This is a genomic window from Bacteroides sp. D20 (genome assembly GCF_003436255.1).
In the GTDB taxonomy this organism is placed as follows: Bacteria; Bacteroidota; Bacteroidia; order Bacteroidales; family Bacteroidaceae; genus Bacteroides; species Bacteroides uniformis.
The window spans coordinates 41,065-55,525 of record NZ_QSOO01000021.1 but is presented as its reverse complement, the minus strand read 5'-3'; the positions used below and the strand labels follow the sequence as shown (position 1 = coordinate 55,525).

At 46.7% G+C, this 14,461-nt stretch carries 13 protein-coding genes; 5 read left to right on the top strand and 8 right to left on the bottom strand.

Annotated elements, in window-relative coordinates:
* Positions 1-49: 49 nt before the first annotated feature.
* The 5 genes from DXD78_RS18315 (at position 50) to folE (ending at position 3,852) form a co-directional block, all read left to right on the top strand.
* Positions 50-592: a DUF1599 domain-containing protein gene (locus DXD78_RS18315; protein WP_005829969.1), complete on the top strand. Its 543-nt coding sequence runs from the start codon at positions 50-52 to the stop codon at positions 590-592.
* A complete protein-coding gene (locus DXD78_RS18310; protein WP_005829971.1) occupies positions 582-1,874 on the top strand; it encodes a BT_3928 family protein in 1,293 nt (430 codons plus the stop codon). Before DXD78_RS18315 ends, DXD78_RS18310 begins: the two co-directional genes overlap by 11 nt.
* 65 nt (positions 1,875-1,939) lie before the next feature.
* A complete protein-coding gene (tpiA, locus tag DXD78_RS18305) occupies positions 1,940-2,695 on the top strand; it encodes a triose-phosphate isomerase (protein ID WP_005829974.1) in 756 nt (251 codons plus the stop codon).
* Positions 2,696-2,796: 101 nt separating this feature from the next.
* Complete coding sequence (locus DXD78_RS18300; protein WP_005829980.1) at positions 2,797-3,255, top strand: SPOR domain-containing protein; 459 nt, start codon at positions 2,797-2,799, stop codon at positions 3,253-3,255.
* Positions 3,256-3,264: 9 nt separating this feature from the next.
* The gene (gene folE, locus DXD78_RS18295; RefSeq protein ID WP_005829983.1) at positions 3,265-3,852 is read left to right on the top strand and encodes a GTP cyclohydrolase I FolE; all 588 of its coding nucleotides are present in this window, start codon (positions 3,265-3,267) and stop codon (positions 3,850-3,852) included.
* Positions 3,853-3,874: 22 nt separating this feature from the next.
* Here folE and dnaG read toward each other — a convergent pair whose 3' ends face one another.
* The 8 genes from dnaG to DXD78_RS18255 form a co-directional block, all read right to left on the bottom strand.
* Positions 3,875-5,977, bottom strand: coding sequence for a DNA primase (dnaG, locus tag DXD78_RS18290; protein WP_098032161.1), 2,103 nt, complete (start codon positions 5,975-5,977; stop codon positions 3,875-3,877).
* Between the two features lie 87 nt (positions 5,978-6,064).
* Positions 6,065-6,838, bottom strand: a complete 774-nt coding sequence (locus DXD78_RS18285) for a prephenate dehydrogenase/arogenate dehydrogenase family protein (protein ID WP_008664194.1) — start codon at positions 6,836-6,838, stop codon at positions 6,065-6,067.
* Positions 6,839-6,923: 85 nt separating this feature from the next.
* A complete protein-coding gene (locus tag DXD78_RS18280; RefSeq protein ID WP_005829998.1) occupies positions 6,924-7,991 on the bottom strand; it encodes a bifunctional 3-deoxy-7-phosphoheptulonate synthase/chorismate mutase type II in 1,068 nt (355 codons plus the stop codon).
* A gap of 214 nt (positions 7,992-8,205) precedes the next feature.
* Positions 8,206-9,387, bottom strand: a complete 1,182-nt coding sequence (locus DXD78_RS18275; protein ID WP_005830000.1) for a pyridoxal phosphate-dependent aminotransferase — start codon at positions 9,385-9,387, stop codon at positions 8,206-8,208.
* Positions 9,362-10,210, bottom strand: a complete 849-nt coding sequence (locus DXD78_RS18270) for a prephenate dehydratase (RefSeq protein WP_005830004.1) — start codon at positions 10,208-10,210, stop codon at positions 9,362-9,364. Before DXD78_RS18270 ends, DXD78_RS18275 begins: the two co-directional genes overlap by 26 nt.
* A gap of 293 nt (positions 10,211-10,503) precedes the next feature.
* Entirely contained in the window at positions 10,504-11,253 is a 750-nt protein-coding gene (locus DXD78_RS18265; RefSeq protein WP_005830009.1) for an endonuclease/exonuclease/phosphatase family protein, read from the bottom strand.
* A 21-nt stretch (positions 11,254-11,274) separates the two neighbouring features.
* Positions 11,275-12,234: a tetratricopeptide repeat protein gene (locus DXD78_RS18260; protein WP_005830011.1), complete on the bottom strand. Its 960-nt coding sequence runs from the start codon at positions 12,232-12,234 to the stop codon at positions 11,275-11,277.
* A gap of 112 nt (positions 12,235-12,346) precedes the next feature.
* A complete protein-coding gene (locus DXD78_RS18255) occupies positions 12,347-14,257 on the bottom strand; it encodes an ATP-dependent DNA helicase RecQ (protein ID WP_005830014.1) in 1,911 nt (636 codons plus the stop codon).
* Positions 14,258-14,461: the final 204 nt, after the last annotated feature.

The following is a 14,461-nucleotide window of genomic DNA, read 5'->3' as shown; positions in this document are numbered from 1 at the left end:
CTTTTTCTTTAATTATTCCTATCTTTGCAGCGCACTGTGAAAAAAGGAAATGAAAGATACCAAGCAACAATTTGAACATGTCATTGCGGTTTGCCGTGACTTGTTCTCTAAGAAACTTCATGATTACGGTCCGGCGTGGCGCATTCTTCGTCCGTCTTCCGTAACAGATCAGATATTCATCAAAGCCAACCGTATCAGAAGTATTGAAACGAAAGGGGTGACTTTGGTAGACGAAGGCATCCGTTCTGAATTCATAGCTATTGTCAACTATGGAATTGTAGGGCTGATACAGTTGGAACTTGGTTATGCCGAAGCTGCCGATATGACCAATGAAGAGGCATTGGTGCTGTATGACAAATATGCCAAAACCTCTTTGGAGTTGATGCTTGCCAAAAATCATGATTATGATGAGGCTTGGCGTAGTATGCGTATCAGTTCGTATACGGATTTGATATTGATGAAGATTTACCGGACAAAGCAGATTGAAAGCTTGTCCGGGGAGACTTTGGTTTCGGAAGGTATTGATGCCAATTATATGGATATGATTAACTATTCCGTATTCGGCTTAATTAAGATTGAATTTGGAGATTGACAAGAAACATATTGTCGGGAAAGTTTGGGTGAACCTCTGCCGTTTTCTGCTGGGGGCTTTGTTCATATTTTCCGGATTTGTGAAAGCTGTTGATCCGTTGGGTTTCTTCTATAAAATTCAAGATTACCTGACGGCTTTCGGCATGATTTCCTGGTTTCCTTCTTATGCGCCCTTGCTGGTAGGGATAGCGTTGTCTGCCATAGAGTTCAGTGTAGGTGTTTTCTTGTTTTTGGGTATACGCCGGAAGGTGGCATCTGTATTGGCATTATTGCTGATGGTTGTAATGACTCCGCTAACACTTTATCTGGCTTTGGCGAATCCGGTATCCGACTGCGGATGCTTCGGTGATGCGTGGATATTGACCAATTGGCAGACTTTCGGCAAGAACGTAGTATTGTTGGTGGCGGCAGTATCTGTATTCAAGTGGCAGGATTTACTGGTGCGTTTCATTACTCCGAAGATGGAGTGGATGATTTCCATGTATACGTTTCTATTTGTGTTTGCGTTGTCCTTCTATTGCCTGGAGAATTTGCCGATACTTGATTTCCGACCTTACAGAATTGGAGCGAATATCAAGGCGGGCATGGAAATTCCGGAAGGTGCTAAACCAAGTGTGTTTGAAAGCCGGTTCATTTTGGAAAAAGGAGGAAAGCGTCAGGAATTTACATTGGACAACTATCCGGACAGTACATGGACGTTTGTAGAATCGCGTACGATACTGAAGGAAAAAGGTTATGAACCTCCCATTCATGATTTTTCCATGATGAGTCTGGATACATGGGAAGATATAACGGACAGCGTACTGTCGGATAAAGGATATACGTTTCTGCTGGTTGCCCATCGGATAGAAGGAGCGGACGACAGTAACATCGACCTTATCAATGAAATATACGATTACAGTGTGGAGCATGGTTATGGCTTTTATGCCTTGACTTCATCTCCGGAAGACGAGATAGAATTGTGGCGTGACAAGACTGGAGCGGAATACCCTTTCTGCCAGACAGATGATATTACGCTGAAGACCATTATCCGTTCAAATCCCGGTTTGCTGTTGGTAAAGGACGGAACAATTTTGAATAAGTGGAGTGACAACCGGCTGCCTGATGAATATGTGCTGACCGATAGCCTGGACAAGTTGGAATTGGGCAAGCAGAAGCAGGAAAGTGACTTACAAACAATAGGCTATGTGTTGCTGTGGTTCATCCTTCCTCTGATGATGGTGCTTTGTGTCGATATTTTAGTCGTAAGGCGCCGGGAGAAACAACGCCTCAGACAACAATAGTATCAAATAGTAAATAGTAAATTGTCAAATAGTAAATACATTAACCCTTTTAATAATAAAACAAAATGAGAAAAAACATTGTTGCAGGAAACTGGAAAATGAACAAAACCCTCCAAGAGGGTATTGCTCTTGCAAAAGAACTGAATGAAACATTGGCTAACGAAAAGCCTAACTGTGATGTAATCATCTGTACTCCGTTTATCCACCTGGCATCTGTTACTCCTTTGGTAGACGCTGCCAAGATTGGTGTAGGTGCAGAAAACTGTGCAGACAAGGAGTCAGGCGCATATACCGGCGAAGTATCAGCTGCTATGGTTGCTTCTACTGGTGCAAAATATGTCATTCTGGGTCACTCTGAACGTCGTGCTTACTATGGTGAAACAGTTGCTATTCTGGAAGAAAAAGTAAAATTGGCTTTGGCTAACGGTCTGACTCCGATTTTCTGTATCGGTGAGGTATTGGAAGAACGTGAAGCAAACAAGCAGAATGAAGTGGTAGCCGCTCAGCTGGCTTCTGTATTCTCTTTGTCTGCCGAAGATTTCTCTAAGATTATTTTGGCTTACGAGCCGGTTTGGGCTATCGGTACCGGTAAGACTGCTACTGCAGAACAAGCACAGGAAATCCACGCTTTCATCCGTTCCTTGATTGCTGAAAAGTATGGTAAGGAAATTGCTGACAACTGCTCTATCCTTTATGGTGGCAGCTGTAAGCCTTCTAATGCAAAGGAACTGTTTGCCAACCCGGATGTTGACGGCGGTCTGATTGGTGGTGCTGCCTTGAAGGTTTCTGACTTCAAGGGTATCATCGATGCCTTTAATTAAATAGTTGAAAGCTGAAAGTTGAAAATGGATTGCATGTCGTATCTGCATAACTGTTTTCCATTTTCAGCTTTCCATTTTCCGTTATATAAAGATATTGACTCATGAAAAAGCTTGGTTTACTTTTAGTTGCATGTTTCGCTTTTGCAACGATTTCTGTAGCGCAGAATAATATTGTGAAAAGCCTGGAACGTAATGTGCCGGGACAAGGCAAGGTGACTATCCATCAAGATGCACGCATTGCGGCATTGATAGGTTCGGAGTATGTTCCTGCCGGTTCGGATGAGCAGAAAGTGATTAAAAGTTCGGGTTACCGCATACAAGTTTATGCAGGGAATAATACCCGTCAGGCCAAGAACGAAGCTTATGCGGTAGCTACCCGCATCAAGGAACATTTTCCCGAACTTACAGTTTATACCTCTTTCAATCCCCCCCGTTGGCTGTGCCGTGCAGGAGATTTCCGCAGTATCGAAGAAGCGGATGCCATGATGCGTCAGTTGCGGGCTACTGGTGTATTCAAGGAAGTTTCTATCGTGAAAGAGCAGATAAACATCCCCTTATAAAGAATTATCATGTTAGGAAAAGAAGAAATTGTATCTCCTTCATTAGATGAATTGAAGGAACATTATCACCGCATCCTTACTCTGTTGGGTGAAGATGCCGGACGTGAAGGTTTGCAGAAGACACCTGAACGGGTGGCGAAGGCCATGTTGTCGTTGACGAAAGGGTATCATATGGACCCGCACGAGGTACTCCGTTCAGCCAAGTTTCAAGAAGAATACAGTCAGATGGTGATTGTGAAAGACATTGATTTCTTCTCGCTTTGCGAACATCACATGCTTCCCTTCTACGGAAAGGCACATGTGGCATATATTCCTAACGGCTACATTACCGGACTGAGCAAGATAGCCCGCGTAGTGGATATTTTCTCTCACCGCCTGCAAGTGCAGGAACGTATGACTCTCCAAATAAAAGAGTGTATTCAGGAGACGCTGAATCCGCTGGGGGTTATGGTTGTTGTGGAAGCCAAACACATGTGCATGCAGATGCGCGGAGTAGAGAAACAGAACTCCATTACCACTACATCCGATTTTACCGGAGCATTCAACCAAGCGAAGACCCGCGAGGAATTTATGAATTTAATCAGGCATAATTCTTGACGGAGAACTCCCCGAATTGAATTTAAAAATTCAGGATGACTCTGTCTCCCAGCCGCTTTGCCATGATGCTTTTTACTTTGTTCAATTCGTTGTAGCGCTCCATGATGCTGTTACACTGGGTTTCATCATTGGCTATGGCAGGGTTCTGTAACGCAAATAGGGTATGCTTCAATTCTTCGCAGACGATGGCATATTTGAAGTTTATCATTAACCGTGGAATTAGCTCATAGAGGCGTTCTTCGTCCGTCACCATTTGTTCTATCTGTGATTTCCTTAACTGATAGCGGTTGCTGATAAGCTCCACGCTCAGCTTGCTGATGACGGGGTCGGGATGCGCCACAAAATACCGTTCGGCGGTAAAACCCTCATTGTGGATACGTTCGGCAGCCTCTGTCAGGATTTGCCGGTGAAGCGGATTGTGGAAGGCAAGTTCGTCTTCTTTTAAATCATTGACTATATATTCAGTTACAGTGATAGGGGTTTCCTGCCCCTCTTCATTGGTGACATTGCACATCACCCGCTCACCATAGAGCACTACCATCTTCAGAATAAGTCGTTCGTATTTATAGAACTCCTGGCCCTCCTTGCCCTCCTGTGGGATGAAGGATACATATTCTTCCTCGGGTGGAAAAGGTGGAGGTGTTTCGGAAGGGAGACCGGCAGGCAGTGATTCGGACGGATAGCCAGCTTGTTGTGCGTCGGGGCTGGTAGCTGTAGCTGCAGTATGACTGCCATTGACACCTGCTTCTGCATTGGCTCTTGCGGCATTGGCCGACCGACGCTCGCGTTCTGCTCGCTCAGCTTGTTGCTCGGCTTGCTTTTCGCGACGCTTGGCAACCTCAGAAACCAGCAGTTTATCTTCTACGTGCAATAATTGGGCGCACTCCTTGATATAGACATCACGCACAATGGCTTCGGGAATGATGGAAATGCTCTGCACAAGGTTTCCGATAAGCTCGGCACGCTTGATGGGGTCTTTTCCTGCATCTTCCAGCAACAGATTGGTTTTGAAGCGGATAAAGTCCGTTTCATTCTCTTGTATGAAGGCCTGGAACTCCGTCGCATTGTGTTTGCGTGCAAAGGAGTCCGGGTCGTCACCGTCGGGCAGGAGGCAGACTTTGACGTTCATGCCTTCTTCCAGCAACATATCAATACCTCGGATAGAGGCCTTTATACCGGCAGCGTCACCGTCGTAGAGCACTGTCATATTGTTGGTGAAACGATGAATCATCCGGATTTGTCCGGGTGTCAATGCCGTGCCCGAAGAGGCAACCACATTCTCTATGCCCGATTGGTGCATGGAAATGACATCCGTATAACCTTCGACCAGAAAGCAACGGTCTTGTTTCACAATGGCTTGTTTGGCAAAATATATGCCATACAGTTCATTGCTTTTATGATAAATTTCCGATTCAGGCGAGTTGACGTACTTCACCTTGACGCCTTTGGTGGCGCCGGCAAGCACACGTCCCCCGAAAGCCACCACCTTGCCGGAGAGAGTGTGTACCGGAAAGATGACCCGCCCCCAGAAGCGGTCGCGCAGTCGGTGGTCGTCCGTCTCGTAGCAGAGGCCGGTCTTGACAAGATAATCCTTTTTATAGCCTTTTTTCAAAGCTTCCTGGGCAAGGGCATCGTGGCTCTCGGTACAATAGCCCAACTGGAACTTCTCGATGATGTCATCCCGGAAGCCGCGGCTGCGGAAATAGGCCATGCCGATACTCTGTCCGTCTACGTGGTTCTTTAGGATATTCTGGAAGTAGTCACGGGCAAAGTTGTTCACAATGAAGAGGCTTTCCCGTTCGCTCTGTGCTATCTTCTCCTCGCTGGATAGTTCGCGTTCTTTGATTTCAATGCCGTATTTTTTTGCGAGATATTTCAGCGCCTCAGGATAAGACATCTGTTCGTGCTCCATGATGAAATGCACTGCATTTCCTCCTTTTCCGCAGGCAAAGCACTTGCAGAGCCCTTTGGCGGGGGATACATAGAAAGAAGGGGTTTTGTCATCGTGGAAGGGACACAGTCCTACATAATTCACGCCGCGTTTGCGCAGGGTAACGAAGTCCGATACGACATCGTATATTTGTGCGGCATCGAGAATTCTGTCTATAGTGGGTTGGTCTATCATGAAAGCGGTTCTATTAACAGTGCAAAGATAAAAAAAATCCCTCGTTGAGGACGAGGGAACCTGATGTTTTCACAATGGACATCTTTTCTATTTAATCTTTTCTCTGATTTTGGTCAGATACTTCTTCATGCCTTCCGCATCCTTGTTGTTGATGATTTCCAGCAGATTCTTCAGTTCCAGGCGGATGTTCTCCACTTGTGAGGGAGTGCGCGGGTTGAAGAGAATTTCTTGGAGCAAGTAGTCATCTTCACTCAGCAGTCCTTTGGCAATAGCCATGTGCTTCTTGAATGTAGTGCCTGGAGCTTCCTGGTGTTTCATTACCGCTGCAAACACGAAGGTGGATACAAACGGAATGGACAGCGAATAGGCTACAGTCTCATCATGCTCGTCGAATGTATATTCGAAGATGTTCAGTTTCATTGTCTGGTAGAGGTCCTTGAAGAAGATTTTTCCCAAGTGGTCACCTTCGCTGATGATGATGGCATTCTCTGTATTCAGATTGCTGAGACTGGCAAAAGTAGGGCCGAACATGGGATGTGTCGATACATATCGGAAACCGCTTTCTTCGTAAAATTTCTTCAATCCGGTCTTTACCGAAGCAATGTCACTGATGATGCAGTCCTTAGGCAGTACTGGCAGCACTTGGCGGAAGGCGTCCAGTGTGTATTTCACCGTAGCGGCATTGATGACCAGTTCCGGCTCGAACTCCTTGATTTCCTCCAATGTAGTGAAGCGGTAGGTGTTGTAGACAAAACGCAGTTGGTGCGGGTTGACATCGAACACAGCCGTCTCGTGCTGGAAACTCAATATATCTGTAAAGAAAGAGCCCATTTTTCCGGCCCCAAGTATAAGTATTCTCATGATGTTTAATGTGCTAATGTGCTAATGTGCTTATTGCCATGCGGCATCACTGCGCAGCCAATAAGCACATTGGCACATTAAATAATTACTTATTTATAATTTCCATTTGTTGCCTCACACTTTCTTCGTGTATCGCCTCAAATACCTTTTTGATGAATTCAGCATCCATGCCACACAATGCGCCTTGCGAGCCGCGTTTCTCGAGGATTTCGTTGTAGCGTCCGGTTTGCAGGATGGTCATGTCATGCTCTTTTTTGTATGTACCGATTTCACGTGCCACACGCATCCGTTTGGCCAGCTCCTGAATAAGATTGTTGTCGCATTCGTCTATCTGCTTGCGCAATTCGCTGAGGTTCTCGGTGCTTTGTGTTTCCTTGCGGATGACCAGCAGGTTGAGGATGTAATCCAGCACATCCGGGGTGACTTGCTGGGCTGCATCGCTCCAGGCACAGTCCGGGTTGCAGTGGCTCTCGATAATCAGTCCGTTGAAGCCCAAATCCATAGCTTGCTGGCAGAGTGGAGCAACCAGTTCGCGCTTTCCACCTATGTGGCTGGGGTCACAGATAATAGGAAGGTTGGGAATTCGGCGGCGCAGCTCAATGGGGATATGCCATTGGGGCAAGTTACGGTAGAGCTTTTTGTCATAGCTGCTGAATCCGCGATGGATGGCACCCAGACGTTTCAAGCCTGCATTGTTGATACGTTCCAAAGCTCCAATCCACAGCTCCAGGTCAGGATTTACCGGATTCTTCACCAGTACCGGGATATCTACGCCTTTCAGTGCATCGGCAATTTCCTGTACGGCGAAAGGATTGGCGGTGGTACGTGCACCTACCCAAAGAAGGTCAATTCCAGCCTTCAGGCATTCGTATACATGTTTGGCGGTAGCTACTTCTGTTGAAACGTACATGCCGGTTTCTTTCTTTACCTCCTTCAGCCATGCAAGGCCGTCTACGCCTACTCCTTCGAAGCCGCCCGGTTTGGTGCGCGGTTTCCAGATGCCGGCACGGAATAGCTTGAGGCCTTTGTCTGCCAATTGTTTGGCGGTGCTCATTACTTGTTCTTCGGTTTCGGCACTGCAGGGGCCGGCTATTACCATAGGGCGTTTGTCTTCAACACCAGGTAATGTGATAGGTTCTAATTCGAGTTCCATATTCTTTATTTGTTTAATAATATTCTTTAATTATGCTTTTTCTTCCTTGTGACGTTTCCTCCTTTTCAGAAGACTTTCTGAGCAAGGTCCCGGAGATTTAGTAAAACGTCGGAGAAGATTTACTAAATCGTTCCTCCCGTTTTAGTAAATCTCCGGTGGAGTTTTAGTAAACGGGATTCCGGCTTTAGGGTGTTCATCTCTTACTTGTAAGCATTTATTTCATGTCCTTGATACGCTTCAATGCTTCTGCCAGTTTATTGTCCTTACAGCAGAGGGAGATGCGGATATACCGTTTCCCGTTACTTCCGAAGATAAACCCGGGAGTAATGAACACTCTGGCTTTATGCAGCACGTGTTCAGTCAGTTCTTCCACGTCTGTACAGCTGTCGGGGATTTTGCCCCAGAGGAACATGCCTACCTGGTTTTCGTCGTAGGTGCAACCCAAGGTATGCATAATTTCTCCTGCCAACTGACGGCGGTTGCGGTAATTCGCGTTGTTGCCGTCATACCAGTCTTGCTCTGCTTCCAGGGCAGTGGCGGCTGCCAGTTGCATGGCACGGAACATACCGCTGTCGATGTTGCTTTTTACTTTCAATATCCATTGCACGAAGTCGGCATTCGAGGCAAGCATGCCGATACGCCAGCCCGGCATGTTGTGGCTTTTGCTCATGGAATTGAATTCTATGCAGCACTCTTTGGCACCCGGAATGCTGAGGATGCTGATAGGATGTTCGTTCAGGATGAAACTGTAGGGGTTGTCGTTTACGATGACGATGTCCTTGCGGCGTGCGAAGTCCACCAGTTTCCGGTACAGTTCCGGTGTTGCGTTCGCCCCGGTGGGCATATTGGGATAGTTGGTCCACATCAGTTTTACACGGCTCATGTCCATCCGTTCCAGTTCGTCGAAGTCGGGCATCCAGCCGTTTTCTTCTTTCAAGTTATAGTTCACGACCTCGGCACCCAGAATCTTGCTTAATGAAGTATAGGTGGGATAGCCGGGATTGGGAACCAATACTTGTTCACCGGGGTTGACAAAGGCCAGCGTCACGTGCAGGATGCCTTCTTTGGAGCCGATGAGCGGTTGTATCTCTGTGTTGGGATTCAATGCTACACCGTACCATTTTTGGTACCAGTCCGCAAAACCGCGGCGCAGTTCGGGGATACCTACGTAGGGCATGTAACCATGTCCGTCCGGATTGCAGGCAGCTTCGCAAAGTGTCCGGATTGTCTTTTCGGAAGGCGGCATGTCGGGGCTTCCGATTCCCAGGCTGATGACATCCATTCCTTCGGCATTCATTTGTGCCACTTCTTTCAGCTTCTTCGAGAAGTAGTATTCGCTTACGCTTGCCAGGCGGTCGGCAGGCTTTATTCTACACGTTTGATTTTCCATCTTCATATTCTCCTAATATTTTCAGCTCTTTGGTCAGCGGTGTGATGGCCGCAATGGATTGTTTATATCTCAGTACATTGTCGAAGACGACATCTACGTAAAACTGGTATTCCCATTCACGCCCGATGATGGGCAGTGATTGTATCTTGGTCAGGTTGATGCGGTAGAAAGACAAAATAGACAATACTTGGGAAAGGCTTCCTTCAGTATGGGGAAGTGTGAATACCATGCTTGCCTTGTTGACGTCCTTGCTGCGATGCCGGTTCAGTTCATCTACTTGCCAAGGGTCGGCTACGACCAGGAAACGGGTGAAGTTATGTTTGTTGGTTTCGATACCTTCCTGCAGGACCTTCATGCCATAACGCTCTGCAGCAGCTTTGGAGCAGATAGCTGCATGGCCTTTCAGATGTTCCTGTTGGATGATTTCGGCACTGCGGGCGGTATCTTCGCCTTCCACCACTTTGATTCCGGGGTGTTGTCCCAGGAATTCACGGCATTGCATCAGGGCGATAGGGTGGGAGTTGACTTCGGTAATATCATCCCAGTCTTCATCGGGCAGGCAGACAAAACTATGGGAAATACGCAGCTTGTACTCGCCGACAATCTGTGCGCCACTTTGGCGTAATAGCTCATTGTTATGCAGCAAACTACCTGCAATGGTGTTTTCTATCGCCAGCATTCCTATGGTCTGACTGTCTTTTTTGATGGCACCGAACACGTCTTCAAAGTTGGCGCAACAGATTAACTCTATTTCTTCTCCTTCGAAGTACTTGTGTGCGGCGATGTCGTGATACGAGCCTAATGTTCCTTGAATGGCTACCTTTTTCATTATTTTTATTTTCTTGGTTATGCTATAAAAAAAATCCCGCTTCCATACGATGGAGCGGGATTCTGTATATTTACTTGTTTCTCTATTCAGTCCTTAAGCATCACTGTCACTTGATACATACAAACTCCCGCTCTACTTTCTGGCTAAAGTAAAAGTAAAAAAAGAAGTAATATGCATAAGTAAATGACTTCATACTTGTATTCTCTGTTTTTGAATTACGTGACAAAAGTAATGCTTTTCTTTTATATACAAACAAAAAACAATGTTTTTTTTAGGGATAGTAGCAATTTAACTTATTTCCCTTTAACTTGTACAATGACTTGAACCGGACGATGGTCGGATGAAATGGTGTCTTCTATGACTTTCCGGTATTGTACGTCAAACCGATACCCATTCTTGGAATAGCCGTAGATGTAGTCTATACATCGGTTGGGACGGTCTGCCGGGAAAGTATAAGAGGTTGTGTCATTGAGGGTGGCAAAATGTTTTGCCAATTCCAGCTGGGGAACGCTTGCTGGTGCAGAGTTCATGTCGCCTGCCATAAAGATGGGCTTATCGACGTTTTGCAAGGCTTTTTCTATCAATGGTACGGCAAGGAGCTGGTCTTCTGGAGTGAGGGACTGGTGTGTGGCACAAAATACATAATCTTTAAATTCTGCAATAATGAGGGTACGTTTTTCTTCCCGTCCGGGCATTGGAATGATTTTGTATTTTATGGGTATCTCTCTGGAGAGGATTCCGATGCCGTAGCTTCCACCCTGAAAAGGAATGGCTGCTGCATAAGTCCCGTGCATTCCGGTCAGTTTTTCTAGTTCTCCGAGAGCATGGATTCCTTTGTTGCGCACCGTTACACTGTCAAGTTCCTGCAGGGCGACTATGTCCGGAGAAGTTTGACTGATAACATTGGCAATGCGCCGGTAATTGTACTCCTTGTCCATACCTATGCAATTATGTACGTTATAGGACAATATGTTCACTTGCTGTGCATGGGCAGGTGCGAACATCAGTACAAAAAGTACTGATAGAAATAAATTTCGTTTCATTGGCGGCAATAATTGAATTTGTCATAATCCCAGGATATTACCGGTACTTCCCCCCGGTTGGTTACCATATTGTCCGTTAAAGTTCTGTATCTCTTTAGGATTGAGTTCCAGTCCTTTCTTCATGTCTTCTGCAGAACCTTCCTTGTCGCCGTTCAGCAACTTGGCACGTCCGCGCTCATGATAGGCCTCTGCGAAATTAGGGTTCAGTTCTGTGGCTTCCGTAAAGAGCTCGATGGCTTCTGCCAGTTTGTTTTGGGTGATGTAAAGCTGTCCTAAGTAGAGGAAGGCTTGTTCGTTGAAGGGATTCAACTCCGTCACTTTCTGATAGCTGCTTTCTGCTTTTTCTTTGTCTCCCGTAGCTTCTTCTATCTTTCCGCGGAGCAAGATGGCACTTTCGTCTTCCGGGTCTTGTGCCAGAATGGTGTCTATGTCTTCCATCGCTTCCTTGTATTGCTGCATTTGGACCAGGGCTTCGGCACGGAGCAGACGTGCTTCGATGAAATCATCTTTCAGTACGATGGCTTTCGTAAGATGGGCGATGCACATGATGCCGTCCCCTTGCCCATTGTCTGCTTTGCCGAGCAGGTAATGTGCCATGGCGTTGCCCTCTTCTATTTCGATAGCCTTCTTTGCCGCTCCTGCCATGGCGGGATAGTCTTCCTGCATGTAGCATACGTTGGCAAGACTGAGGTAGGTGGAGATATGTTCCGGCTCTATTTCGGTCATGCGTTCCAGTAGTTTGTGCGCCTCGTCCAGTTCGCTGGTCTGGGTGTAGACTTGGGCGAGATATCCCATGGTCTCGAAGTCTTCCTGAATGGCAAGGGCTTCAGTGAAGCATTTGATGGCGTAGTCTGTACGGCCCATGCGTTGTGCGCGCATACCGTCATACTTGAATATCTCAAAATTCTTCTGTTCGTTTTTTTGTTTCTCATTTGCCGGACTGTCTGACTTGCCGGAGAAAAAAGATTTAAAGAATCCCATAGGTGATTAAAATTAAAGAATTAAAAATTAAAAAGGAAAAGGAGGGGCATGGCTGATAGGAGATGTTCCTCTCAGCGGCAGGACATTCTTTTCCAACGGCAAAAGTAATGAATTATTTTTTGATTTGAAGCATTCCGTTGACAGCAATTACCTTGCCTTCGTCCAACAATCCATGTAACACATCGATGAGCATGTTTTTATCGTCTGCTATCTGTTCTGCCAAAGTGGCTGGAGTTTGTCGTTTATCAGATAGGGCTTGAAGAATCTTTTCAGAAAGTTCCTTTTCCGAAAGGTGGCCGGAAGGTTTCTTGTTCTTCAAATTGATGCAAGTGTCGCACTGCCCGCAGTTATGCTCGTTCTTCTCTCCGAAGTAGTGTAGCAGCATTCGACTACGGCACACGGTATCGCTGCTCACGTAATCCAGCATGGCACTTATGCGTTTCTCATACCGCTCTTTGCGTTCCTCGTACACGGCGGGAGAGATTTGCAGGTGGCGCATTTCAACCCTCTCTCGCGTGTATATTATATATGGTGTCTTTTTGCGGGGGATGTAACTGACGATACGTAGCTTGGCTAGGTGGATGAGCTGTTCATACACTTGCCGGCGTGTGAGTCCAGTGCGTATGGCCAGTGAATCTTCATTGATGAAAGCATGGTCTGTGAAGACCCCGGTATAGGAGCGGAGAATGGTTTGGATGAGTTTGTCCATATCTTCGCCGAGCTCTCTCAGTTTATAAAGTTCGTCTCGACGGATAGTGAACAGTAGCCGGGATGCATTGTCTTGTTCGTCTGTATATTCCAAGTATCCCGCTTGTGTCAGAATCTTCAAGGCACTGTCCACGGGAACGGGGAAGTACTTGAACTTTCGGCAAAAGTCTTCTATATTGAACTCGCGTACACAGCCTTGTCCATCTCCCATTGCCATCTGGTAATAGTATTGAAGATGCTCATATACTTCCTTTATATATTCTTTTTCAGGAAAGGTGTCGGGAATGCGTTTGTGCAGTGTTGCCTTATCCGACTTGGCGTAAAGGACGACCGCGTAGGCTTTTTGTCCGTCCCTTCCGGCACGTCCTGCTTCCTGGAAGTAGGCTTCTATGGAATCGGGCAGATCCATGTGGATGACAATCCGTACATCCGGTTTGTCGATACCCATACCGAATGCATTGGTGGCGACCATGACACGGCTTTCTCCTGTTTGCCAGCGTTGTTGGCGGATGTCTTTGGTGGCGTCATCCAGTCCGGCATGGTAGAAATCGGCGGTGATGTCTTCGTTGTGCAGCAGTTCGGTAATTTCCTTGGTACGGCGACGGTTGCGCACATAGATGATGGCGCTTCCGGGCATACGGCGCAGGATGTGCAACAGCTCTCCCGTCTTGTTTTCCGTTTTACGGACGATATAGGCGAGATTTTTGCGCTCGAAACTCATGCAGAACACATTTTCCTCACGGAAATGCAGACGGGCCTGGATATCTTTCACTACTTCCGGAGTGGCAGTGGCTGTCAGTGCCAGCACGGGTACACCGGGTAGCAGTGTGCGTATCTCGGCTATCTTCAGATAGGCAGGACGGAAGTCGTAGCCCCATTGCGATATGCAGTGGCTTTCGTCTACCGTAATCATACTGATTTTCATCTTCTGCAGTTTGGTGCGGAAGATTTCAGTATCGAGCCTTTCGGGGGAGATATAGAGGAACTTGAAATTGCCGAATATACAGTTCTCCAGTGTGACGATGATTTCCTGCCTGCTCATGCCTGAGTAGATGGCAAGCGCCTTGATTCCCCGCTTTTTCAGGTTTTGTACCTGGTCTTTCATGAGGGCAATCAACGGAGTGATGACCAGGCAAAGTCCTTCTTTAGCAAGTGCCGGAACTTGGAAAGTGATGGATTTTCCTCCTCCCGTGGGCATTAGTCCCAAAGTGTCCCGTCCCTCGGTAATGCTGTTGATGATATCTTCCTGGATTCCCCGGAAGGTATCGTATCCCCAGTATTGCTTCAGAAGCCTCACCCCCAATCCCTCCCCCATAGGGAGGGGAGTTTTGAAGTTACTACTGCTGCTCATGGTCTTATTGAACTTTCTTGCTACTTCTTATCGTTGAATTGATATTCTTTCCTTCTCTATGCTAATAGTAGTGATTACTAATCTTATAGCATCAACCAATTTTCATCATTTCCTTAATATAAGGAGACTATTCTTATTCCCCTCCCTGTGGGGGAGGGGTTAGGGGAG

Excerpts from the sequence above, each read along its gene's own strand:
- DXD78_RS18255 (WP_005830014.1), bottom strand. The coding sequence starts at position 14,257 with ATGGGGGAGGGATTGGGGGTGAGGCTTCTGAAGCAATACTGGGGATAC.
- DXD78_RS18280 (WP_005829998.1), bottom strand. The coding sequence starts at position 7,991 with ATGGAACTCGAATTAGAACCTATCACATTACCTGGTGTTGAAGACAAA.
- DXD78_RS18265 (WP_005830009.1), bottom strand. The coding sequence starts at position 11,253 with ATGAAACGAAATTTATTTCTATCAGTACTTTTTGTACTGATGTTCGCA.
- DXD78_RS18270 (WP_005830004.1), bottom strand. The coding sequence starts at position 10,210 with ATGAAAAAGGTAGCCATTCAAGGAACATTAGGCTCGTATCACGACATC.
- DXD78_RS18275 (WP_005830000.1), bottom strand. The coding sequence starts at position 9,387 with ATGAAGATGGAAAATCAAACGTGTAGAATAAAGCCTGCCGACCGCCTG.
- DXD78_RS18285 (WP_008664194.1), bottom strand. The coding sequence starts at position 6,838 with ATGAGAATACTTATACTTGGGGCCGGAAAAATGGGCTCTTTCTTTACA.
- tpiA (WP_005829974.1), top strand. The coding sequence starts at position 1,940 with ATGAGAAAAAACATTGTTGCAGGAAACTGGAAAATGAACAAAACCCTC.
- DXD78_RS18300 (WP_005829980.1), top strand. The coding sequence starts at position 2,797 with ATGAAAAAGCTTGGTTTACTTTTAGTTGCATGTTTCGCTTTTGCAACG.
- DXD78_RS18260 (WP_005830011.1), bottom strand. The coding sequence starts at position 12,234 with ATGGGATTCTTTAAATCTTTTTTCTCCGGCAAGTCAGACAGTCCGGCA.
- folE (WP_005829983.1), top strand. The coding sequence starts at position 3,265 with ATGTTAGGAAAAGAAGAAATTGTATCTCCTTCATTAGATGAATTGAAG.
- DXD78_RS18315 (WP_005829969.1), top strand. The coding sequence starts at position 50 with ATGAAAGATACCAAGCAACAATTTGAACATGTCATTGCGGTTTGCCGT.
- dnaG (WP_098032161.1), bottom strand. The coding sequence starts at position 5,977 with ATGATAGACCAACCCACTATAGACAGAATTCTCGATGCCGCACAAATA.